A 22,025-nucleotide genomic window follows, 5' to 3' on the forward strand; every position below is an offset into this window, starting at 1 on the left:
CTGACGCCCGCACCTGACCGCAGAGTTCGCGGAGTTAAGGTGCGCGGCGATAACGGCATCCCATGCGGGATGCCGACCACCGTTTTAGCCGGCCAGCCAGATACCGAAGCCGTACAGCATCGCGGCGGCAATCACGCCGGCAATAATATCGTCAACCATGATGCCCATGCCGCCATGCACGTTGCGATCGAACCAGCGTATCGGCCAGGGTTTCCACATATCCAGAATGCGGAACAGCACAAAGCCGCCCAGCACCCACTGCCAGCTGTTGATCGGGATCGCCATCAGGGTGATCCACATGCCGATAAACTCATCCCAGACAATGCTGCCGTGATCGTGAACGCCCATATCTTTGGCGGTGCGATGGCAGAGGTAGACGCCGACGCAGATCCCCACCAGCACCACCAGCGAATAGAGATCCTGCGGCAGATGCGTCATCAGCCACCAGAAGGGGATCGCCGCCAGCGAGCCCATGGTGCCCGGTACCACCGGGCTGAGTCCGCTGCCAAAACCGGTTGCCAGCAGATGCCACGGATTGCTCATCCGCAGGCGGCCTTTTGCCACGTCGTTATTTAGTATCAAAGTGATCAAACCCTTTATGGCGGAACGTCGCTGGCTTGCCGTTTTCCAGCAGCATCAGCCCTTCCGACTCCGGTGCCATCTGACCAATGCAGGTATAGGGCACGCCAAGGTGGCCGAGCGCCACATCCAGCGCGCCGCGGTTCACCTCGGGTACGGTGAAGCAGAGTTCATAATCTTCGCCACCGCTCAGCGCCCAGCGTAAAACCTGCTCGGGTTCGAAGTGATCGCGTAGCGCGGCGGAAAGCGGTAACGCGTCGAGATTAAGGCGCGCGCCACAGCCGCTGGCTTTCAGCACATGGCCGAGATCAGAGATCAAACCGTCCGAAAGATCGACCGCTGAGGTGGCCAGAGAACGCAGCGCCTGCCCCTGCAGAATGCGCGGCATCGGCCGCAGATGGCGTTTAATCAGCGCTTCATGAACCGCCGGATCGCTGATGCGGCAGTGATGTTGCAGCAGCGCCAGGCCGGCCGCACTGTCACCCAGCGTGCCGGTGACGTAGATCCAGTCACCCGGTTTTGCGCCCGAACGTTTCAGGGCGCGGCCCTGCGGCACCAGGCCGTGAATCGCCAGCGTCAGGCTCAGAGGGCCACGAGTGGTATCGCCGCCCACCAGCTGCATATCGTAATATTCCAGCAGCTCGAACAGGCTGGCGCTGAAGGCAGCGAGCCAGCTCTCATCGACCTGCGGCAGGGTCAAGGCCAGCGTCAGCCACGCCGGATCGGCGCCCATAGCGGCAAGGTCGCTGAGGTTAACCGCCAGCGCTTTGTAGCCTAAGTCGGCAGGATGAATATCCCGTAAGAAATGCACGCCCGCGACCAGGGTATCGGTACTGATCGCCAGCGTCTGTTTTTCCGGCACGCTAAGTAACGCACAATCGTCGCCGATACCGAGTTCGACATCACGACGGCTGCGCGTTCTGCGGTTGAAGTAGCGTGCGATGAGTTCGAATTCACCACAAGACATAATTACGTTCCGCTTAACCCTTTATGAAAAAAGGCCGGCAAGCCGGCCTTTTTGTTTATTTGCGATGGGGTCGAATCTGTGGACCGGCTTTATCCAGTACGCCGTTAACAAATTTATGACTGTCTTCAGCGCCGAACACTTTCGCCAGCTCAATCCCTTCGTTGATGGCCACTTTATAGGGCACATCAGCGCGTTTGCTCAGCTCATACAGCGAGATACGCAGGATAGCTTTTTCGACCTGGCCCAGCTCTTCGAGCTGACGCGACAGGTAAGGCTTCATCAGTCCATCCAGATACGCACTGTTGGTCGCCACACCGGACAGCAGTTCGCGGAAATAGCTAATATCGACGTCTTTGACGTCTTGTTCCGCCAGAAACTGGTATTCCACATCGGCAATGTCGTTGTTGGACAACTGCCAGGAGTAAAGCGCCTGAACAGCGCACTCACGGGCGCGACGACGAGCAGCAGGTTTCACAAAATTCCCCTTACAAAAATCAGGCTTTGATGGCTTTCAATACGTTGATCATTTCGAGCGCGGTCAGGGCCGCTTCGGCACCTTTATTACCGGCTTTGGTGCCAGCACGCTCAATGGCCTGCTCGATATTTTCGGTGGTCAGCACGCCGAACGCGACAGGAATCTCGCTGTTCATGGCAACGCTGGCGATACCGGAGCTGGCTTCACCGGCCACATATTCGAAGTGAGCAGTGCCACCACGAATTACCGTGCCCAGAGCAATAACGGCGTCATATTTGCTGGTGTTTGCCAGTGCGCGCGCTGCCAGCGGCAGTTCATACGCACCCGGAACCCAGACTACGGTGATATTGTCATCTTTGACCTGGCCAATACGTTTCAGGGCATCAACTGCACCATCCAGCAGGCTGTCATTAATGAAGTTGTTAAAACGCGCAATAACGATGGCAACATTGGCCTCAGGCGTTGCAACAGCAGCTTCGATAACTTTCATACTTATCCTTTCAGGGGGTTTGTTTGGCCCCGCGCAGGGGGGCGGATTCTATCATACTCTTCGGCGGCGTGCTCTCGCTTTTCCGTCCGTGTTATTGCGGCGTCAGGGTCAGGCGTAAATCCTCACCGACCTGGCGAACGTCGCGGAAAATCAGGCCTGGCGCATCAGCCAGACGATCAAGGCCCGGTAACTGGCACAGGCCGCGTCCCTGGTCGCCGAGTAATTTCGGTGCCAGATAGACAATCAGTTCATCGACCAGTCCGGCCTGCAGCAGCGCGCCCGCCAGGCTGGCACCCGCTTCGACCCAGACGCTGTTCACCTGACGCTGACCCAGCAGCATCATCATCGCCACCAGATCCAGCTGCTGTTCGCGCAGCGGCACGGCGATCTGACTGACGCGCTCTGGCCAATGCTGCTGATCGGGTTGATGGCGCATCAGCCAGGTTTCACCCGGCTGGTCAATGAGCCGATGCTGCGGCGTCACGCGGTTCTGGCTGTCGACAATCACCCGCAGCGGCTGCCGCAGTTGCTGTTGATCAAGTAACGCCTGGGTGTCCGGGTTGAGTTCGGACCAGCGCACCGTCAGCGACGGATCGTCAGCCAGCACCGTGGCGCTGCTGCTGAGGATCGCGGCACTTTGCGCCCGCAAGCGCTGCACATCGCGACGGGCGGCCGCCGAGGTGATCCACTGGCTTTCGCCATTCGCCATCGCGGTGCGGCCATCCAGCGAGGCACCCAGCTTAAGCTGGATCCACGGAAAACCGGTACGCATCCGCTTCAGGAAACCGCGATTCAGCGCTTCCGCCTCTTCCATCATTAGCCCGTGGCTGACCGCAATCCCGGCCTGATGCAGCCGGTGCAATCCGCGACCGGCAACCTGCGGGTTGGGGTCCTGCATCGCGGCGACCACCCGGCTCACGCCAGCGGCAATCAGCGCGTCGCTGCAGGGTGGCGTGCGACCATGATGGCTGCACGGCTCCAGCGTTACATAGGCGGTGGCACCGCGTGCTTTATCACCGGCCATCCGCAGAGCATGCACTTCTGCATGAGGCTCGCCGGCGCGCTGATGCCAGCCCTCGCCCACCACCTGACCGTCACGGACAATCACACAGCCCACATTCGGATTGGGCATGGTGGTAAAGCGGCCGCGGCGCGCCAGTTCCAGCGCGCGCGCCATGTAGATTTCATCGGTCATGGCTTAATCCTGTAACCGGGCGATCTCTTCGCCAAAATCACGAATATCTTCGAAGCTGCGGTAAACCGAGGCAAACCGAATATAGGCGACTTTATCGAGCTTTTTCAGCTCGTCCATCACCAGATTACCAATCAGTTTACTGGGAATTTCGCGTTCGCCAGTGGCGCGCAGCTGGGTTTTAATGTGGTTCACCGCGCTCTCGACCGCATCAGCACTGACCGGACGTTTCTCAAGCGCTTTCATCATCCCGCTGGCCATTTTGTCTTCATTGAAAGGCTCACGCACGTCATTACTTTTTACCACGCGCGGCATCACCAGTTCCGCCACCTCAAAGGTGGTAAAGCGTTCATGGCACATCAGACACTGGCGCCGGCGTCGCACCGACGATCCTTCACTAACCAGACGAGAATCAATCACTTTGGTGTCCACAGCGGAGCAGAATGGGCAATGCATGACGTTTCCTGACGCGAGATAGATGGGCCTGACAGTGTAGCGCGAACTGCCGGTCAACAAAATCTCTTCCGTGCCATTCCGTCGGCCAGCGCCCAGCATAAACGGTGTTAAATCGCGGCTGCGGCAAAAGGGTCTACGCTTATAGAGCCGCAAGACGGCGTATATCTACTAACACACTGGAGGTTGTATGGGACTGTTTAATTTCGTCAAAGAAGCGGGTGAAAAGCTTTGGGATGCCGTGAACGGTGGCGACGATCAAAATAAAAAACTGCAGGACCACATCAACAAGCTGGGCTTGCCGGACAGCGACAAGGTCGATGTGAAAGTGAATGGCGATACCGTCACGGTAAGCGGTGACGGCCTGTCACAGGAGCTGAAAGAGAAAATTCTGATCGCCGCCGGTAACGTTGCCGGCATCACCAAAGTCGAAGACAAGGTGACAACCAGCGACAGCGCTACTGAGTCTGAACTTTACACCGTGAAAAAAGGCGACACGCTGAGCGCTATTGCAAAGCAGGTTTATGGAAATGCTAACGAATACAACAAGATTTTCGAAGCCAACAAGCCAATGCTGTCGCATCCTGATAAGATCTATCCTGGCCAGGTTTTACGCATTCCAAAATAACCGACAAGGATAAACTTATGATCAGGACGGTTTGGGCGCCAGCAGCACTTTCACTGGCGTTACTGAGCGGTTGCAGTACTCCCGCGACCAACCCGCAGGTTAAGCAGTTGCATCAGGAAGTGAGCCAGCTCAATCAGCAGATGCAACACTTAACCACCCAGGCCAGTGCGCTGGAGATACAGGGGCAGCTCAACAGCCATTCCAGCAACGGTGCATGGCTGGTACCGCAGGCGAATACCCCGGTCGCGCTGCAGACTCAGCTCGGCACCCTGCGACTGACATTGTCGCCGGTGGTAGCCGAAGCCAGTGGATCGCGGACCACATTGTCGATCCGCGCAATGGGCGATCAACCGTTGCCTGCGCTGCATGCCACGGTAATCTGGGGCGAACTGGACCCGGCAACCGGCAAACCGCTCAACAGCGATAGTCTGAGTCAGAACATCGCCGTGCCCGCCTCACTGTTACCGCAACATACCGTTGAGGTTCCGCTGCGGCTGAGTGGCCTGACTCCGGATCAGCTCGGCTTTATCCGGGTGCACCAGGTTACCGCTGACGCACCGGCTCAAACCGTTCCTGCTGCGCCTTAACTGGCGCAAAAAAAACGGGCCGCCATCACTGGCAGCCCGTTTTTATCATCCCACCGCGCTTACGGCAGGATAGAAGGCTGATCGGCGCCCTCTTTCTCAACTTTCTGCACCAGCATATGTTCACGCTTCATGCCCAGCTTCAGCGCCAGCGCCGAAGAGACATAAATTGATGAAATCGTACCGATGGTCACACCAATCAACATGGTCAGTGAGAAGCCTTTCAGCAACGCGCCACCAAAGATGAACAGGATCAGGATCATCGCCAGCGTGGTCAGTGACGTAATCAGGGTACGGCTTAACGTCTGGGTCAGCGACACGTTGGTAATGTCGTAAGAGCTGCCGCGGCGAATCTTGCGGAAGTTCTCACGAATACGGTCGGAAACCACGATTTTATCGTTAAGCGAGTAACCAATCACCGACATCAGCGAGGCGACAATCGTCAGGTCGATCTCAATCCGGAACAGCGCCAGCAGACCGCAGGTGATGATCACGTCGTGCGCCAGCGCCAGCACGGTGCCCAGCGCCAGACGCCACTCAAAGCGGAAACCGATATAGATCAGAATCGCAATCAGCGCTGACAGCAGCGCCATCGCCCCCGCCTGCGCCAGATCGCTGCCGACGCTCGGGCCGACGAACTCAATGCGCTTAACGGTCGCGTTCTGCTGGGTGGTCTGGTTGATTACCGACACCACTTTGTTGCCTAACTCGGTGCCTGCCGGGCCGGTGACGGGCGCCATGCGCACCATCACGTCACGGCTGCTGCCGAAGTTCTGCACCAGCGGCTCGTCGAAGCCCGCTTTCACCAAATCGCCACGCAGCGTATCAAGGTCGGCCGGTTTTTCCAGCGCGATCTCAATCACCGTACCGCCGGTGAAATCGAGACCCCAGTTGAAGCCACGAATGCCGACAATCGCAATCGCGGCTACGATCAGCAGCCCCGAAATGATGAAGGCCAGCTTATCCCAGCGCATAAAGTCGACGACTTTACGCCCGTGGTTCAACTGCTCAATGTTATATTCCTGTGCCACAACGCACTCCTCAGATAGACAGCTTGTTGATGCGTTTGCCACCGTAAACCAGGTTAACAATGGCACGGGTACCTACGATCGCGGTGAACATTGAGGTCGCGATACCAATTGCGGTGGTAATCGCAAAGCCTTTGATCGAACCGGTGCCGACCGCATAAAGAATGATGACTTTGATCAGGGTGGTCACGTTCGCATCGACAATACTGGAGAAGGCGCCTTTATAGCCCTCATGAATTGCCTGCTGAACCGAGCGCCCGTTACGCAGTTCTTCTTTAATACGTTCGTTAATCAGTACGTTAGCATCAACTGCTACCGCCAGCGTTAACACAATACCGGCAATACCCGGCATGGTCAGGGTTGCACCAGGCAGCAGGGACATGACGCCGACGATCAGCACCAGGTTCACCAGCAGCGCACTGGTCGCAATCAGACCAAACTTCTTGTAGAACACCACCATAAACAGGATCGACGCAAGCAGGCCCCACAGGCAGGCTTCCAGACCCTGAGTAATGTTCTGCTGACCCATGGTCGGACCGATAGTGCGCTCTTCCACAATCTGGATAGGCGCAATCAACGCACCGGCACGCAGCAGCAGCGACAGCTGACGTGCTTCGTTCGGGTTGTTGATACCGGTGATGCGGAAGCTGTTCCCCAGACGAGACTGGATGTTGGCGACGTTAATCACCTCTTCCTGTTTCACCAGAATTGAACGGCCATTGGCATCTTTTTTACCGCTGTCTTTGTACTCCACAAACAGGGTCGCCATCGGCTTGCCGATGTTGTCCTTGGTGAAGTTCGACATGATGTTACCGCCCGCGCCATCCAGTGAAATGTTCACCTGTGGCTGGTTGTACTCATCCATGCTGGAGGTCGAGTCGGTGATGTGGTCACCGGTCAGGATCACCCGCTTGTAGAGCACCACCGGCTGGCCGTCACGCATATCTTTGACTTCAGAGTCGCCCGGCACCCGGCCACTGGCCGCCGCGGTAGGATCAACGCTGGTATTAACCAGACGGAATTCCAGCGTCGCGGTCGCACCCAGAATCTCTTTGGCGCGTGCAGTGTCCTGAATACCTGGCAGCTCAACCACAATGCGATCGGAACCCTGACGCTGTACCAGTGGTTCGGCCACGCCCAGCTGGTTCACACGGTTACGCAGAATCGTGATGTTCTGCTGGACCGCATATTCACGCGCTTCGCTCAGGCGCGCATCGCTCATGGTGGCACGCAGCGCATCATTGCCGCTGCTTTTGATCACCAGATCCTGATGACGTGAGGTCAGCCAGGAGACAGCAGCATCGCGGCTGGCGGCGTCACGGAAACGAATTTCCACCCCGTAGTTCGCGATTTTGTTGACGTTGGTATAAGGAATATTTTTGGTGCGCAGGTCGCTACGCAGCGTATCGGCATTCTGCTCCTGCAGCTTGCCTAAGGCGGTGTCCATGTCCACTTCCATCAGGAAGTGCACGCCGCCACGCAGATCGAGACCGAGTTTCATCGGTTCCGCTGACAGCATCGTCAGCCAGCGTGGCGTGGCCGGAGCCAGATTCAGCGCCACAACGTAGTCTTCGCCCAGCGCCTTCATGATCGCTTCACGGGCGCGTAACTGCACATCGGTGTTAGCGAAGCGCGCGGTAATGGCGCCATTTTCCAGCGCAACGGATTTGCTCTGGATATTGTCTTGTTTTAATGCGGACTGAATGTGATCCAACGTCTGCTCACTGGCGGCGCTTCCGCGCGCGCCAGTGATTTGAACGGCCGGATCCTCACCATACAGGTTGGGAAGCGCATACAGCAGGCCGACGAGAATCACGACGACCAGCATCACATACTTCCACAAAGGATAACGATTTAACACGGCAGTTCCCTTAGGGAAGATAGAATTACAGCGCCTTCATAGTACCTTTCGGCAGGACGGCAGCGACGAAATCACGTTTAATGACCACTTCATTGGTCTCATTCAGCGCGATAGAAACGTAGCCAGTGTCAGACACTTTTGTTACGCGACCTACCAGGCCACCGCTGGTCAGCACTTCATCGCCCTTTGAGATGGAATCCATCAGCTTCTTGTGCTCTTTCGCACGTTTCTGCTGCGGACGCAGGATCATGAAATAGAAAATCAGACCAAACACCACCAGCATGATCACCAGAGAATACGGACTTCCCTGCGACGGTGCGCCTGCTGCGGCCACGGCGTCAGAAATGAAAAAGCTCATTAAATTTCCCTCATTGATGAATTATCAGACGTTAAAGGCGGAACTTCTTTGCCCGTCCGTTGGTAGAACTCGTTTACAAAGCGCTCTAATTTACCCTCTTCGATGGCCTGGCGTAAACCTGCCATCAGGCGCTGGTAATAGCGCAGATTGTGAATCGTGTTCAGACGCGCGCCCAGTATTTCGTTACAGCGGTCCAGATGATACAGGTAGGCGCGGCTGTAATTACGACAGGTGTAGCAATCACATTCGGCATCCAGTGGCGCAGTGTCATCTTTATATTTGGCGTTGCGGATTTTAACCACACCGTCAGTCACAAACAGATGGCCGTTACGCGCGTTACGGGTTGGCATCACGCAATCGAACATATCGACGCCGCGACGGACCCCTTCCACCAGATCTTCAGGTTTGCCGACACCCATCAGATAGCGCGGTTTATCCTGCGGAAGCTGCGGGCAGACGTGCTCAAGAATACGGTGCATGTCCTGTTTAGGCTCACCCACCGCCAGGCCGCCCACAGCGTACCCATCAAAGCCAATCTCTACCAGACCTTTCACCGACACATCTCGTAAATCTTCGTAAACCGAGCCCTGGATGATGCCGAACAGCGCATTTTTGTTACCGAGGCTGTCAAAACGGTCACGGCTGCGTTTCGCCCAGCGCAGCGACATCTCCATCGAGCGTTTGGCATAGTCCCAGTCCGCCGGGTACGGCGTACATTCGTCGAAGATCATTACGATGTCGGAGCCGAGGTCATACTGAATCTCCATCGACTTTTCAGGATCGAGGAAAATCGCGTCGCCATTGATGGGGTTACGGAAGTGCACCCCGGCTTCGGTAATTTTGCGGATGTCGCCCAGGCTGAAGACCTGGAAACCACCGGAATCGGTGAGGATCGGCCCTTTCCACTGCATAAAATCATGCAGGTCGCCGTGCAGTTTCATGATCTCCTGGCCCGGACGCAGCCAGAGGTGGAAGGTGTTGCCCAGAATAATTTGCGCCCCGGTCTCCTGCACTTCTTCCGGCGTCATGCCTTTTACCGTGCCGTAGGTGCCGACCGGCATAAACGCCGGGGTTTCGACCACGCCGCGATCAAAAATCAGACGGCCACGGCGCGCGCGCCCGTCTGTGGTATCAAGTTCAAATTTCACAAAGCCTCCACCGGAGAAACAGTCCGATGTCTACAACCCTGCGCCAGAAGGCGCGTCAGGTCGTGGGTTAATAAATCAGTCGCCAATCTTTTCCATCGGCGCCTGCGGATTTTTGCTGATAAACATCGCGTCACCATAACTGAAGAAACGATATTGCTCAGCCACGGCAGCGCGGTAGGCCGCCATGGTGTGCTGGTAACCGGCAAACGCCGAGACCAGCATAATCAGGGTAGATTCGGGCAGGTGGAAATTGGTGATCAGCGCATCGATCACCTGATAGTGGTAGCCCGGATAGATAAAAATCTGGGTATCGTCGAAGAACGGCGCAATCAGCGCATCCTGACTCGCTTTGGCCGCGCTCTCCAGCGAGCGTACTGAGGTGGTGCCAACCGCGACCACCTTGTTGCCGCGCGCTTTACAGGCCAGCACCGCATCCACGACCTCCTGCGGCACTTCCGCATATTCGGCATGCATGTGATGTTCTTCGATGTTGTCGACGCGCACCGGCTGGAAGGTGCCCGCCCCGACATGCAGCGTGACAAATGCCATCTCAACGCCCTTCTCTTTCAGCGCCTGCAACAGCGGCTCATCGAAGTGCAATCCGGCGGTAGGCGCAGCGACGGCACCGGGACGGGCACTGTAAACGGTCTGATAGAGTTCGCGGTCGGCCTCTTCATCAGGGCGATCGATGTACGGTGGCAGCGGCATATGGCCGACGCTGTTCAGGATGTCGAGTACTGCCCGATCATCGTCAAAGGCGATCTCGAACAGGGCGTCGTGGCGCGCCACCATCGTCGCTTTAACGCTCTCATCTTCACCCAGCAACAGGGCTGCACCCGGCTTGGGTGCTTTTGAGGCGCGCACATGGGCCAGCACGCGATTGTCGTCGAGCATCCGCTCCACCAGCATTTCGATTTTGCCGCCGCTGGCTTTACGGCCATAGACGCGCGCCGGGATCACGCGGGTGTTGTTGAACACCAGCAGATCGCCTGGATTGAGCTTATCCAGCACGTCGGTGAACACACCGTGCGTCAGTGCGCCGCTGGGACCATCGAGCGACAGCAGACGACAGCCGCTGCGCTGCGCCTGGGGATAGTGGGCAATCAGGGATTCGGGCAATTCAAAAGCAAAATCGGCGACACGCATGAAAGAGTTCTTTCTCAGGCAAAAACAGGCGGCACAGTTTAGCGGAAAAACGACCAATTCTGAACAACTGGCTGCGCAAAGGCAGTTCAGCCTATAATGAGCCATGAACTTTCTTGCTCATCTCCATCTGGCCCAACTGGCTGACAGCTCGCTACTCGGCAATTTAATGGCTGATTTTGTGCGCGGTAACCCGCACCAGCACTGGCCCACGCCGGTGGCTGACGGCATTCTGATGCATCGTCGGCTCGACGTCATGACCGATGCGTTGCCGGAAGTCCGTCGCGCCCGTCAGCTGTTCCGTCCGGAAACCTATCGCGTGGCCCCGATTACCCTTGATGTCATCTGGGACCATTTTCTGGCCCGTCACTGGACGCATTTCACCTCTGATCTGACGCTGGCGCAGTTTTCTGCCGCTGCCGAGCGCGAAATCGTGCCGCAGCTGGCGGCGACCCCGGAGGAATTTCAGCGGCTGAACGCAGTGATGTGGCATGAACGCTGGTTCGAGCACTACGCCCAGCCCGCCCGGCTGGAACGGGTGCTGCACGGCATGGCCAGCCGCCGCCCACGCCTGGCGGCACTGCGCGATTCTTATCACGACTTCACTGAACACTATGAGCAGCTTGAAGCCCTGTTTTTCATTTTTTATCCGCGTTTAATGGCGCAGGCGACGGCCAGAACGCTGTAAAACCCGATCCTCTTCTGTTGGCTGGCAGATGCCGGCCAATACCGCACAAAAAAGCCGCCTGCCCGCCCCCTCCCCATCTTGCCATCGCGTCTTATCTGCGGCTTAATGAAGCCTTTCTTAACAATAGTTAAGCAAAACACACAGCCAGACCGCCTGTTCAGGCGCGCCTTCCGTTCGCTATGGCAAAAAAACATAAGAGGGAAAGATGTCATCCGCTTCGCATTCTGAAATTGACGCGCGTTACCGTTACGCCTGCGACATCGCCCGTGCGGCGGCCAGCCGGGCTTATTCGTGGTATCAGCAGCGTCAAAACCTGGTGGTGGAACACAAGAGGGATCTGCAGGACGTGGTCAGCGAAGCCGATCGCAACGTCGAAGCATTAATCAAAACGTTGATTGAGGAGCGCTTCCCGGACGATGCCGTCTACGGTGAAGAGAGCGGCGGCGAAACAGGCAACGCCAGCTTTATCTGGGTCGTCGATCCAATTGATGGCACCGCCTGCTTCGTCAACGGCCTGCCTAACTGGTGCGTCTCGCTGGCAGTGGTGTGCGACGGTGAACCGGTGATTGGCGTGGTGTGCGATCCTAATCATCAGGAGCTGTTCCACGCCCGACTGGGCCAGGGCGCGTGGGTCAACGAGACCCGGTTGCAGGTACATGCAGCGCAACATCTCAACGAAGGTCTGCTCGGCATCAGTCACTCCAGCCGCACGCCGGGCGAGAGCGTTACCCGCCTGATTGCCGGACTGACTCAACAGGGCGGCATGTTTATCCGCATCGGTTCCGGCGCGCTGACCAGCGCCTGGGCGGCAGCGGGCCGGTTAATCGGCTACTACGAAGCGCATATGCATCCGTGGGATAGCCTGCCAGGCATTGTGCTGATGCGAGAAGCCGGTGGCGTCACTAACGATTACCTCAGTAACGACGGACTGAAAAATGGCAATCCGGTGCTGCTGGCGAATGCCACGCTCTATCCAAAGATAAAAGCGCTGACCGGCAATCGCGCGCTGGACGAATAAATGCGCGCTACCCGATGGTGCCAATGCACGTTAGCCCTGAGTGCACTCTGGCTACTGAGCCTGCCGATGCAGGCGGCCCCGCTGCCCCATTATCAGTTGGAAAAAGTGGTCGAACTGAGCCGGCACGGCGTGCGGCCACCGACGCCCGGCAACCGTAAAGAGATCGAAGCCGCCAGCCAGCAGCCGTGGACGGTATGGACCACGGCGGATGGCGAGCTGACCGGTCACGGCTACAGCGCAGTGGTCAACAAAGGACGCTGGCAGGGCGAACATTACCGCCAGCTTGGTTTACTGCCTGCTGGCTGCCCGACGGCAGACGACGTCTATCTGCGCGCCAGCCCGCTCCAGCGCACCCGAGCCACCGCCCAGGCGATAGCCGACGGTGCGTTTCCGGGCTGTGGCGTACCGATCCATCAGGTGACCGGTGAGGTTGATCCACTGTTTCAGAGCGATAAGCTGGCGTTTGCACAAACCGATCCGCAGCAAGAACTTGCGGCTAAGCAGCAGAAAGCGGGCGATCTGGCGCAGTTACAGCAGCAACTGCAACCGGCTATTCAGCAGCTTAAAGCCGCGGTTTGCCCGCCCACGGCGAAATGTGATTTCTTTGATCGCCCATGGCAATTCAAACAGACCCGCAGCGGCCACACCTACGTCGAAGGACTGAGCGTGATGGCCAGTATGGTTGAGACCCTGCGGCTGGGTTACAGCGAAAATCTGCCCGTCGATCAGCTGGCGTGGGGGCATATCACCACCGCGGCGCAAATTACCCGCCTGCTGCCGTTGCTGACCGCTAATTACGATTTGAGTAATGATCTGCTCTATCAGGCACAGCGGCGGGGATCGATTTTACTGCAGGCGATGCTGACCGAAATCGCCAGCAATTCCTCCACTGCCCGCTGGCTGATCCTGGTGGCGCATGACACCAATATTGCGATGGTGCGTACCCTGATGGGGTTTGACTGGCAGCTGCCGGGCTACGCGCGCGGCAATATTCCGCCCGGCGGCAGTCTGGTGCTGGAGCGCTGGCGTGACAGCCAGAGCGGCGAGCGTTTTCTGCGGCTCTACTTCCAGGCACAGAGCCTTGATGGCCTGCGTCAGTTACAGCCGATTGATGACGCACAGGGTTTATTGCGTCAGGAGTGGCATCAGCCAGACTGCAGAATGACCGACGTCGGGCTGCTGTGTCCTTATCAATCGACCCTGACCGGCTGGCAACAACGGCTGGACAAGCGCGCCACGCAGCCGGTTTCCATCCGGCTGCCCTGAGCTGCCGCTAATCAAATCCATGCCGCGCTCGCTGCGCGGCGTAAATATGCTTTATCAGGCTTAATTGGTTGTATTGCTGTCACCTGGTACTTTTCTTATTTAAATAACCCAGCTATCAGCGGCGTTAATTTTGTTTTACGATAACCGGGTCAATCATCCCTTTTTATTTCTCTGATTCTCTTGAATATTTCGGCGACTGGTTTCGCCGTTTTTTTATTTATTTGCTGTTCTCTTCGCCCCGCCACAGCCGCCCTGATGCGCTTAACGCCGATGTTTAGCTGGCAATCCCCTTCACCGCAGATAATTAACCGCGCAGGCGGATAGGTTATTCCACCGTCTGAAAGCGCCATCCGCCCGGGTTATTTCGTTACGGTGTTGTGACTGACATAAATAGCCAGCGCAGCGTCAGAGAAGTCAGTCGGGGGAAGAGAGAAGATGGAAGAGATGGCAAAGCGCATCTGCTCCCCCGCCAGGGGGAGCAGCCGACAATCAGCGCGGTTTACGTACCAGCTTGTAGCCCAGCAGCAGCACCACTATCCACACCACGCCGACATAAAGCGATATCCGGGTATCCGGGAAATAGCCGATCAGCGCAATGATGAAGCAGAGGAATGCGACACCGACACCCGCGGTCCAGCTGCCGCCTGGCAGCGCGAACTTCAGTTCGCTGGCAGCCTGTTTGCCGATTTTGCGGCGGAAGGCGATCTGCGACAGCAGAATCATGATCCACACCCAGACCGTCGCAAAGGTGGCCAGCGAGGCGATGACCAGGAACACTTTTTCCGGCATCAGGTAGTTGAGATAGACCGCAATCAACATGGCGAACATCATCACCACCACCGTCACCCACGGAATACCGCGTGAAGAGACTTTCATAAACATCTTCGGCGCATGTCCCTGCTGGGCCATACCGTGCAGCATGCGCCCCACGCCAAACACGTCGCTGTTGATCGCTGACAGTGAGGCGGTCAGGACCACAAAATTAAGAATCGAGGCGGCCGCCGCGATGCCCAGATGCTGGAAGGTCAGCACAAACGGGCTGCCCGAGGTGCCTACCTGGTTCCACGGATAGATCGACATAATCACAAACAGCGTGCCGACATAAAACACCAGAATACGCCAGGGTACCGAGTTAATGGCGCGCGGAATCGACTTCTCCGGTTCCTTCGCTTCACCGGCCGTGATACCAATGATTTCGATACCGCCGTAGGCGAACATCACCATCTGCAGCGACAGCAGCATTCCGACCACGCCGTGGGCAAAGAAGCCGCCGTTGGTCCACAGGTTATGGATGCCGGTCGGCTGGCCGCCGTTGCCGATGCCCCAGATAATCATGCCGAAACCGGCCAGAATCATCACAATGATGGTGGCGACTTTGAAGAAAGAGAACCAGAACTCCACTTCGCCAAACACCTTCACGCTCATCAGGTTGACCGCGCCGATGATCAGCACCACGCTCAGTACCCAAATCCAGTGCGGCACCTCCGGAAACCAGACGCCCATATAGATGCCGAACGCCGTCACATCGGCGATCGCCACGATCAGGATTTCGAAGCAGTAGGTCCAGCCGGTAATGTAGCCCGCCATCGGACCGAGATAATCCTGGGCGTAACGGGAGAATGAGCTGGCCTGGGGATTGTTGACGGACATCTCACCCAGCGCACGCATGATGATGTAGGCCACGGCCCCGCCGATAATATAGGCGAGCAGCACGCTGGGTCCGGCCATTTTGATCGCATCGGCGGAACCGTAAAACAGCCCGGTGCCAATCGCCGATCCCAGCGCCATAAAGCGGATGTGGCGCGTGCTCAGTCCGCGTTTGAGCTTATTGGTTTCTTGCATAACAACCTGTACCTGTGAAATGAAAAAACCACGGGCAAGCCCGTGGTTAAAGAAAAATCAGTGCCATCTGCTACGAGTGAACGGAAACCTGTTCGCGTCCTTTAACCCGATCCACCACGGCGGCAATCAGCAGCATCACCAGCGATGGCGGCAACCAGGCAAGTCCCTGATCGGCCAGCGGCAGGTGCTGACTGAATGCAGGCAGCAACGCTTTAAACCCGGTAGTTTTAATCGCATCAATAATGCCGAACAGCAGGCTAATCAGCATTGCTGGCGCAATAATCCGGCTGCTCTTGTTCCACCAGTTCAGGGTGAAGCTCAGCACCACCAGCACGATACAAGGCGGATAAATCGCCGTCAGGACCGGGATGGAGATCTGAATCAGGTGGCTCAGGCCGAGGTTCGACACCACCATCGAGAACAGACCAAGGATAAACACCAGCGTTTTATACGACAATGGCAGGTATTGCGCAAAAAATTCCGCACAGGCACAGGTCAGACCGACCGCCGTTACCATACAGGCAACAAAGATCAGCGCCGCCAGGAAGAAGCTGCCCATACCGCCAAATGTCTGCTGAACGTAAGCGTGCAGAATCGCTGCGCCGTTCGCATTCTGATCGACCAGCGCGCCGCTGCCGGAGCCCAGTTTAAACAGGCACAGGTAGACCAGCGTCAGGCCCACGCCAGCAATCAGGCCGGCCAGAACGGTGTAACGCGTCAGCAGCGCGGCATTATCAACCCCGCGTGAACGGGCCGCGTTCACGATCACGATGCCGAACACCAGTGCGCCCAGCGTATCCATGGTCAGATAGCCGTTCACAAAACCGCTGGAGAACGCCGCACGCTGATAATCTTCCGTCGCCGGAATAGTGCCGCCCGCTGGCCACACCAGCGCAGCAATGCCCAGCACGGTCAGCGCCACAATTTTTAGCGGCGCAAGGAAATGGCCGACGGTATCGAGCAGTTTGCCCGGATAGAGCGACACGCCAATCACCAGCGCAAAATAGACCAGGCTGTAGATAAACAGCGGCATCGCGCCATCACCGGTCAGCGGGGCAATCCCCATCTCAAAGGAGACGGTGGCCGTCCGCGGCGTCGCAAAGAGTGGCCCGACCGCCAGATAGCAGACGGTGGCCAGCACCAGACCGGCAACCTTACCGATTGGGGTACTGAGTGCATCCACGCCGCCGCCGACGCGCGCCAGCGCTACCACGGTCATCACCGGCAGACCCACGGCAGTGATCAGAAAGCCAATAGCGGCGGTCCAGACGTGTTCGCCAGACTGAATGCCAACCATCGGCGGGAAAATGATGTTGCCCGCGCCAACGAACAGGGCAAATGTCATGAAGCCCAGCGCGAGAATGTCTTTCGAGGTTAAACGATGTGTCATACGGCCTGTCACTGATGTTGCGGTGGAAGTTGGGTTTGTGTTGTCCCCTCGCTGCGTTAAAACCACGACCAGCCAGCCAATGTCAGCGCATTATGCTCGTCGTGAGGTGAAGCGCAGGTGATTTAAGCTGCTTTTTTTCTGTTCACGGAGGGATGGATCGACAACGGGGCTAAGTAAAACGTTTATAGCGGGGAAAGGCAATACGGGATCGGAAAACCAGAAGGTTATCCCGTTATTTACGTAACAACCAGTGGATAGCGTTAATTTTTAACCCAGGCACACAAGATGATGTGCCTAAATAATAAACAGACCGCGAGAATTCCCCGCATAACGCCGCTGACAAATGCACAAAAGGCGCGTTTTACGCGCCTGTTTGCACAAGTTTACAGCATTACCACACCTGTTTTGCGATATCGACCACCAGGCGAATCTTCTGCCACTGCTGCTCTTCGCTCAGGCTGTTGCCCTCTTCGGTAGAGGCAAAGCCGCACTGCGGGCTGAGACAGATCTGGTCGAGGCTGACATACTGCGCCGCTTCCTGCAGTCGGGCTTTCACCTGCGCCGGATCTTCCAGCTCACCGGATTTGGTGGTGATCAGGCCCAGCACCACCTGCTGATGGCCTGGCTTGATGAAGCGCAGCGGCTCGAAACCGCCTGAACGGGCATTGTCATATTCGAGGAAGAAGGCATCGACATTGACGCTGCCAAACAGGATTTCCGCCACCGGCTCGTAACCACCTTCTGAAATCCAGGTTGAGCGGAAATTGCCACGGCAGACATGCAGACCAACGGTCAGATCGGCTGGCTTGTCTTCCAGCGCCTTGTTCAGCACCTGAGCATAGGTCCGCGCCAGCGCTTCCGGATCGTCGCCGCGTGCCCGGATATCGCGTTTCTGATCCTCAGAGCAAAGGTAGGCCCAGACGGTGTCATCCAGCTGTAGATAACGGCAACCCGCGGCGTAAAACGCCTTAATGGCGTCTTTATAGGTCTGTGCCAGGTCGTCAAAATAATCTGCCAGGTCCGGATAGACTTCAGCGTCGATCACTTTGCGACCGCCGCGGAAGTGCAGCACGCTGGGGCTGGGAATGGTCATTTTTGCCACCGCATCACCGGCAATGCTTTGCAGGAAGCGAAAGTGTTCCAGCATCGGATGGCTGGAAAAGCCGAGCTTGCTCACTACTTTTACGCCATGCGCTTTGGTCTGCACGCCGTTGAACTGGATCCCCTGCTCTGCTTCATAAGCTTCCACACCATCCAGGCCGTAGAAAAAATCGAAGTGCCACCAGCCGCGACGAAATTCGCCATCGGTCACCACCTGCAGGCCATTTTCGCGCTGTCTGGCGACCACATCGCGGATGGCGTCATCTTCAACCTGGCGCAGCGCTGCCGCATCAATTTCGCCAGCGGCGAACTGCTCACGCGCCTGCTTAATCGCGGCGGGACGCAGAAAACTGCCTACGGTATCAGCACGGAACGGGGCGGTATTTCTTTGCATGATCACTCCTGTCTCGCCTGCCGATGGTTTCAGCAGGAAATAATTGCGCTCTGTTATTTATAGCCATCTGGATGGCTATACGTCTGAACGCAGAATGACATGTGCCGCCGCCCGCTGCAATAGAAGAAAATTCACCGGCCTTGAAGAAAATTCATGTTGGCAGATAAGACGGGCTACCGCGCGGTTTTGCAGCAGATAAGCAGCGACATGCGCGCGCCGGGAGAGGAGCACATCCATAGCGGTTAAGGAGAGAATGCGCGCCTGAAGGTGAACCTTCCAGGTTCCGGACAGCGAAAGCCCTACGCGCCTGGAGACCCTCACTTAAACATCGCGCACAGCACACAAGCAGAGCAGAATGCGCCTCTGAAGAGGATCAGTTAAGCGCCGCGCGCGCCTGCGCCATCTGGCTATCAGAGAGTGGCAGATAACCCGCTTCGCTGACCCGTCGCTGTCCCTGCGCCGAGAGCACCTGCTGCAGGAAGGCTGCGACCAGCGGTGGCAACGGCTTACCCGGCGCCTTGTTAACATACAGATAGAGCGGACGGGCCCACGGATAGCGACCACTGCGGATCGCGTCCGCGTCGGGTGCCACAGCCTCACCCCGATCGTTCACCACCGCCAGCATCTTTACGCCGCTGAGGTGGAAGCCGAAACTGGCGTAACCAATGCTGCGCGGATTGCCTGCCACCGCCTGCACCACCGCTGCCGAACCGGGAAATTCGGCTACGTCATTGCGAAAACCACCCTGACAGAGCGCCTGCTGCTTGAAGAATCCCCAAGTACCGGACGCCGAGTTGCGTCCGTAGCGCTGGATCGGCCGGTGAGCCCACTCAGCCGCCCGCGCGCCGAGATCGCCCCAGCGTTGCGGCACCGAGGTGGCCCCGCACAGGCGGGTAATCGAGAAAATGGCGTCAAGCTGACGCGGCGTTATCTGCTGCAGCGGATTGCGCTGATTGACCACCACCACCAGCGCATCCATCGCTACCGGTACCGCCAGCGGAGGATAACCATAGCGCGCTTCAAACGCCTGCCGTTCATCCGCCTGCATCGGGCGGCTCATCGGTCCGAGCTGCGCCGCACCGGCAGCCAGCGCAGTCGGCGCGGTCGACGATCCGGATGCCTGCACCTGCACATTGACGCCCGGAGCCTGCCGACTGAAGTCCTCGCCCCACAGCGTCATCAGGTAGCCCAGGGTATCAGACCCGACGCTGCTAAGGTTGCCCGACAGCGCGCCGGGCTGTGCCAGCGCCATGCCCGGCAATAAAATGACCATCAACAAAACAAGTGCGCGCATCAAGCAGATCCGTCAGCCATTAATGGAGGGCATTCTCCTGCATCCCACTGCTGACAATCAACCTTGCCGGCAAGGTAAAGGTAAAACAGGTCTCCTGATGCGGCACGCTGGTGATATCCAGCCGCGCATTATGGTGGCTCAGGGCATGTTTCACGATCGCCAGCCCCAGTCCGCTGCCGCCGGTCGCCCGCGATCGCGCCTTATCGACCCGGTAGAAACGCTCGGTGAGACGGGGAATATGTTCAGCCGCAATGCCCGGTCCGTTATCGCACACCCGAAACGTTGCGCCCTGCTTACTGCGCAGCCAGCTGATATCAATGCGCGTGCCCTCCGGCGTGTGGTTTACCGCGTTGTAGACCAGGTTGGAGATGGCGCTGCGCAGCTGTTCATCGTTGCCAAAGACTTTCAGATGCGGATCGGTATGGAAATGGATGTCGTGACGTCCGCCGCTCAGGGTGGCGGCCTCGTGTTGCAGCAGCCGGAGCATCACCGGCACATCGACCTTCTCTTTCAGATCGATCGCGGGCGCAGCTTCAATCCGCGACAGCGTCAGCAGCTGCTTGACCAGGCTGTCCATGCGGCGCGTCTGCTCCGACATGGTATGCAGCGCCTTGCCGCGTGAACGCTCGTTCATCACCGAGTCATTCATCATCTCCAGATAGCCCTGCAGCACCGTCAGCGGAGTACGCAGTTCATGGCTAACGTTGGCAAAGAAGTTACGGCGCGCCCCTTCCAGCTGGTGCATCTGGGTGACGTCACGCGCCACCAGCAGCCACTGCCCTTCACTGTAGGGCATGACGCGAAATTCCATGTGGTACTGGTTATTCAGCACCAGCGTCAGGGGTTTGTCGAAGTCACGCTGGCGGATATAGCGCGAGAATTCCGGATAACGCAGCAGGTTGAGGATGTTCTGGCCATTATCTTCCGGCCAGCGTAGCCCGAGATGCTGTTGCGCCAGCCCGTTGCACCAGAAAATGGTGCCCTCTTCGGTGGTGAGGATCACCGCATCTGGCAGCGACTCAGCGCCGCTGCGAAAGCGTTTAATCAGGTTGCCGAGTTCACGCCGCCGCCGCCGGTTGCGTAACTGCATCTGGTAGAGCCCGTAAAACAGCGGTTCCCAGCTGGCCCGCCCAGCCGGCGGCGTCATAGTGCGATCGAGCCACAACCAGTGCGACAGGCGCATCAGGTTGTGGAAATGCCACAGCAGCACCGCCAGTACGCTCAGCAACAGCAGCCACGGCAGATAACCGAACAGCAGGCCAAGCAGCAGCGCAGGCAGACACGCCAGCAGCAGTTCTGACAGTAATCTCTTCCAGGAGAGGCGTTCCAGCACGGTGAAAACTCCGTTTAGTAGCGGGCAGAGAAACGATACCCTGTTCCACGGACGGTTTGTACCATGCGATCGTGGCCGGAGACTTCCAGCGCTTTACGTAAACGGCGAATGTGAACATCGACGGTGCGATCTTCGACATACACGTTGGTGCCCCAGACATGGTTCAGCAGCTGCTCGCGGCTGTAAACCCGCTCCGGGTGCGTCATAAAGAAGTGCAGTAGTTTATATTCGGTAGGGCCCATTTCCAGCGGCGTGGTTTCGGACATCACCCGATGCGAGGAGGGATCCAGACTCAGTCCCTGCATCTCAATCACCTCTTCCACCGCCATCGGTGAAATACGGCGCATGACGGCTTTGATGCGCGCCATCAGCTCTTTTGGCGAGAAGGGCTTGGTGATGTAATCGTCAGCGCCGACTTCCAGCCCACGCACCCGGTCCTCTTCTTCACCACGTGCGGTGAGCATCATCACCGGAATATCGCGGGTCATCGCTTCGCGTTTCAGATGCTTAATAAACTGAATGCCGCTGCCGCCGGGTAACATCCAGTCCAGCAGAATCAGATCGGGCCAGGGTTCAATCAGCTTACCCACTGCGCTGTCATAATCTTCCGCCTCAATTGGCTGATAGTCGTTCTGCTCCAGAACAAAGCACAACATTTCACGGATTGGGGCTTCATCTTCCACAACCAAAATGCGCTTAGCCATTATTACTCCTGCTGATATGACGGCTGTCACTGAGATTCGCGGCGCCATTATGCGTCAGATTTGTGACACTTTTATGAAAAACATAACCG

General features: G+C 57.5%; 22 protein-coding genes. 5 read left to right on the forward strand and 17 right to left on the reverse strand.

All coding sequences use genetic code 11. From position 1 onward, the window contains the following. Positions 1-84: 84 nt before the first annotated feature. From pgpA to nrdR, 6 genes are all read right to left on the reverse strand, one after another. Positions 85-579 carry a phosphatidylglycerophosphatase A gene (gene pgpA / locus ABIB18_RS16775; protein WP_159223913.1) on the reverse strand — a complete coding sequence of 165 codons (495 nt, stop codon included), beginning with the start codon at positions 577-579 and terminating at the stop codon, positions 85-87. After that, a complete protein-coding gene (gene thiL / locus ABIB18_RS16780; protein ID WP_031374689.1) occupies positions 569-1,546 on the reverse strand; it encodes a thiamine-phosphate kinase in 978 nt (325 codons plus the stop codon). Before thiL ends, pgpA begins: the two co-directional genes overlap by 11 nt. Positions 1,547-1,601: 55 nt before the next feature. Continuing rightward, positions 1,602-2,021, reverse strand: coding sequence for a transcription antitermination factor NusB (gene nusB / locus ABIB18_RS16785; RefSeq protein WP_031374690.1), 420 nt, complete (start codon positions 2,019-2,021; stop codon positions 1,602-1,604). Positions 2,022-2,040: 19 nt separating this feature from the next. Continuing rightward, the gene (gene ribH / locus ABIB18_RS16790; RefSeq protein WP_031374691.1) at positions 2,041-2,511 is read right to left on the reverse strand and encodes a 6,7-dimethyl-8-ribityllumazine synthase; all 471 of its coding nucleotides are present in this window, start codon (positions 2,509-2,511) and stop codon (positions 2,041-2,043) included. 91 nt (positions 2,512-2,602) lie between these two features. Continuing rightward, positions 2,603-3,706 carry a bifunctional diaminohydroxyphosphoribosylaminopyrimidine deaminase/5-amino-6-(5-phosphoribosylamino)uracil reductase RibD gene (gene ribD, locus ABIB18_RS16795; RefSeq protein WP_046288488.1) on the reverse strand — a complete coding sequence of 368 codons (1,104 nt, stop codon included), beginning with the start codon at positions 3,704-3,706 and terminating at the stop codon, positions 2,603-2,605. A gap of 3 nt (positions 3,707-3,709) precedes the next feature. Further along, a complete protein-coding gene (gene nrdR / locus ABIB18_RS16800) occupies positions 3,710-4,159 on the reverse strand; it encodes a transcriptional regulator NrdR (protein WP_009091750.1) in 450 nt (149 codons plus the stop codon). Between the two features lie 187 nt (positions 4,160-4,346). On the opposite strand from nrdR, the gene lysM reads away from it, so the two are divergent. After that, positions 4,347-4,784, forward strand: a complete 438-nt coding sequence (lysM, locus tag ABIB18_RS16805) for a peptidoglycan-binding protein LysM (protein WP_089562045.1) — start codon at positions 4,347-4,349, stop codon at positions 4,782-4,784. 17 nt (positions 4,785-4,801) lie between these two features. Beyond that, positions 4,802-5,371: a DUF3251 domain-containing protein gene (locus tag ABIB18_RS16810; RefSeq protein WP_069727933.1), complete on the forward strand. Its 570-nt coding sequence runs from the start codon at positions 4,802-4,804 to the stop codon at positions 5,369-5,371. Positions 5,372-5,430: 59 nt separating this feature from the next. On the opposite strand, the gene secF is transcribed toward ABIB18_RS16810, so the two are convergent. From secF to queA, 5 genes are all read right to left on the reverse strand, one after another. Continuing rightward, the gene (gene secF / locus ABIB18_RS16815) at positions 5,431-6,399 is read right to left on the reverse strand and encodes a protein translocase subunit SecF (RefSeq protein ID WP_069727932.1); all 969 of its coding nucleotides are present in this window, start codon (positions 6,397-6,399) and stop codon (positions 5,431-5,433) included. Between the two features lie 10 nt (positions 6,400-6,409). Further along, complete coding sequence (secD, locus tag ABIB18_RS16820) at positions 6,410-8,257, reverse strand: protein translocase subunit SecD (protein WP_072050997.1); 1,848 nt, start codon at positions 8,255-8,257, stop codon at positions 6,410-6,412. A 25-nt stretch (positions 8,258-8,282) separates the two neighbouring features. Further along, positions 8,283-8,615 carry a preprotein translocase subunit YajC gene (gene yajC, locus ABIB18_RS16825; RefSeq protein ID WP_031374695.1) on the reverse strand — a complete coding sequence of 111 codons (333 nt, stop codon included), beginning with the start codon at positions 8,613-8,615 and terminating at the stop codon, positions 8,283-8,285. After that, positions 8,615-9,763, reverse strand: a complete 1,149-nt coding sequence (gene tgt, locus ABIB18_RS16830; RefSeq protein ID WP_031374696.1) for a tRNA guanosine(34) transglycosylase Tgt — start codon at positions 9,761-9,763, stop codon at positions 8,615-8,617. Before tgt ends, yajC begins: the two co-directional genes overlap by 1 nt. A 75-nt stretch (positions 9,764-9,838) precedes the next feature. Continuing rightward, positions 9,839-10,909, reverse strand: a complete 1,071-nt coding sequence (queA, locus tag ABIB18_RS16835) for a tRNA preQ1(34) S-adenosylmethionine ribosyltransferase-isomerase QueA (RefSeq protein ID WP_354474892.1) — start codon at positions 10,907-10,909, stop codon at positions 9,839-9,841. 103 nt (positions 10,910-11,012) lie between these two features. Here queA and ABIB18_RS16840 point away from each other — a divergent pair, with 103 nt between their 5' ends. From ABIB18_RS16840 to ABIB18_RS16850, 3 genes are all read left to right on the forward strand, one after another. Further along, positions 11,013-11,594 carry an acyl carrier protein phosphodiesterase gene (locus tag ABIB18_RS16840; RefSeq protein ID WP_031374698.1) on the forward strand — a complete coding sequence of 194 codons (582 nt, stop codon included), beginning with the start codon at positions 11,013-11,015 and terminating at the stop codon, positions 11,592-11,594. Between the two features lie 205 nt (positions 11,595-11,799). After that, complete coding sequence (locus ABIB18_RS16845; RefSeq protein ID WP_031374699.1) at positions 11,800-12,612, forward strand: inositol monophosphatase family protein; 813 nt, start codon at positions 11,800-11,802, stop codon at positions 12,610-12,612. Then, positions 12,613-13,878 carry a histidine-type phosphatase gene (locus ABIB18_RS16850; RefSeq protein ID WP_354474895.1) on the forward strand — a complete coding sequence of 422 codons (1,266 nt, stop codon included), beginning with the start codon at positions 12,613-12,615 and terminating at the stop codon, positions 13,876-13,878. 489 nt (positions 13,879-14,367) lie between these two features. Here ABIB18_RS16850 and proY read toward each other — a convergent pair whose 3' ends face one another. The 6 genes from proY to phoB form a co-directional block, all read right to left on the reverse strand. Further along, on the reverse strand, positions 14,368-15,720 hold the full coding sequence (gene proY, locus ABIB18_RS16855; RefSeq protein WP_354474897.1) for a proline-specific permease ProY: 1,353 nt from the start codon (positions 15,718-15,720) through the stop codon (positions 14,368-14,370). A gap of 70 nt (positions 15,721-15,790) precedes the next feature. Continuing rightward, on the reverse strand, positions 15,791-17,110 hold the full coding sequence (gene brnQ, locus ABIB18_RS16860) for a branched-chain amino acid transporter carrier protein BrnQ (RefSeq protein ID WP_031374700.1): 1,320 nt from the start codon (positions 17,108-17,110) through the stop codon (positions 15,791-15,793). Between the two features lie 391 nt (positions 17,111-17,501). Next, positions 17,502-18,605, reverse strand: coding sequence for a cobalamin-independent methionine synthase II family protein (locus ABIB18_RS16865; protein WP_031374701.1), 1,104 nt, complete (start codon positions 18,603-18,605; stop codon positions 17,502-17,504). Between the two features lie 373 nt (positions 18,606-18,978). After that, complete coding sequence (locus tag ABIB18_RS16870) at positions 18,979-19,899, reverse strand: PstS family phosphate ABC transporter substrate-binding protein (RefSeq protein ID WP_354474899.1); 921 nt, start codon at positions 19,897-19,899, stop codon at positions 18,979-18,981. Positions 19,900-19,918: 19 nt separating this feature from the next. After that, positions 19,919-21,232: a phosphate regulon sensor histidine kinase PhoR gene (gene phoR, locus ABIB18_RS16875; protein WP_031374703.1), complete on the reverse strand. Its 1,314-nt coding sequence runs from the start codon at positions 21,230-21,232 to the stop codon at positions 19,919-19,921. A 14-nt stretch (positions 21,233-21,246) separates the two neighbouring features. Next, a complete protein-coding gene (phoB, locus tag ABIB18_RS16880) occupies positions 21,247-21,936 on the reverse strand; it encodes a phosphate response regulator transcription factor PhoB (protein WP_003852491.1) in 690 nt (229 codons plus the stop codon). Between the last annotated feature and the right edge of the window lie 89 nt (positions 21,937-22,025).

This window comes from Pantoea sp. UYEF8 (assembly GCF_040546285.1).
In the GTDB taxonomy this organism is placed as follows: Bacteria; Pseudomonadota; Gammaproteobacteria; order Enterobacterales; family Enterobacteriaceae; genus Pantoea; species Pantoea brenneri.

Excerpts from the sequence above, each read along its gene's own strand:
- thiL (WP_031374689.1), bottom strand. The coding sequence starts at position 1,546 with ATGTCTTGTGGTGAATTCGAACTCATCGCACGCTACTTCAACCGCAGA.
- ribH (WP_031374691.1), bottom strand. The coding sequence starts at position 2,511 with ATGAAAGTTATCGAAGCTGCTGTTGCAACGCCTGAGGCCAATGTTGCC.
- ribD (WP_046288488.1), bottom strand. The coding sequence starts at position 3,706 with ATGACCGATGAAATCTACATGGCGCGCGCGCTGGAACTGGCGCGCCGC.
- nrdR (WP_009091750.1), bottom strand. The coding sequence starts at position 4,159 with ATGCATTGCCCATTCTGCTCCGCTGTGGACACCAAAGTGATTGATTCT.
- lysM (WP_089562045.1), top strand. The coding sequence starts at position 4,347 with ATGGGACTGTTTAATTTCGTCAAAGAAGCGGGTGAAAAGCTTTGGGAT.
- ABIB18_RS16810 (WP_069727933.1), top strand. The coding sequence starts at position 4,802 with ATGATCAGGACGGTTTGGGCGCCAGCAGCACTTTCACTGGCGTTACTG.
- yajC (WP_031374695.1), bottom strand. The coding sequence starts at position 8,615 with ATGAGCTTTTTCATTTCTGACGCCGTGGCCGCAGCAGGCGCACCGTCG.
- queA (WP_354474892.1), bottom strand. The coding sequence starts at position 10,909 with ATGCGTGTCGCCGATTTTGCTTTTGAATTGCCCGAATCCCTGATTGCC.
- ABIB18_RS16840 (WP_031374698.1), top strand. The coding sequence starts at position 11,013 with ATGAACTTTCTTGCTCATCTCCATCTGGCCCAACTGGCTGACAGCTCG.
- ABIB18_RS16845 (WP_031374699.1), top strand. The coding sequence starts at position 11,800 with ATGTCATCCGCTTCGCATTCTGAAATTGACGCGCGTTACCGTTACGCC.
- ABIB18_RS16850 (WP_354474895.1), top strand. The coding sequence starts at position 12,613 with ATGCGCGCTACCCGATGGTGCCAATGCACGTTAGCCCTGAGTGCACTC.
- proY (WP_354474897.1), bottom strand. The coding sequence starts at position 15,720 with ATGCAAGAAACCAATAAGCTCAAACGCGGACTGAGCACGCGCCACATC.
- brnQ (WP_031374700.1), bottom strand. The coding sequence starts at position 17,110 with ATGACACATCGTTTAACCTCGAAAGACATTCTCGCGCTGGGCTTCATG.
- ABIB18_RS16865 (WP_031374701.1), bottom strand. The coding sequence starts at position 18,605 with ATGCAAAGAAATACCGCCCCGTTCCGTGCTGATACCGTAGGCAGTTTT.
- ABIB18_RS16870 (WP_354474899.1), bottom strand. The coding sequence starts at position 19,899 with ATGCGCGCACTTGTTTTGTTGATGGTCATTTTATTGCCGGGCATGGCG.
- phoB (WP_003852491.1), bottom strand. The coding sequence starts at position 21,936 with ATGGCTAAGCGCATTTTGGTTGTGGAAGATGAAGCCCCAATCCGTGAA.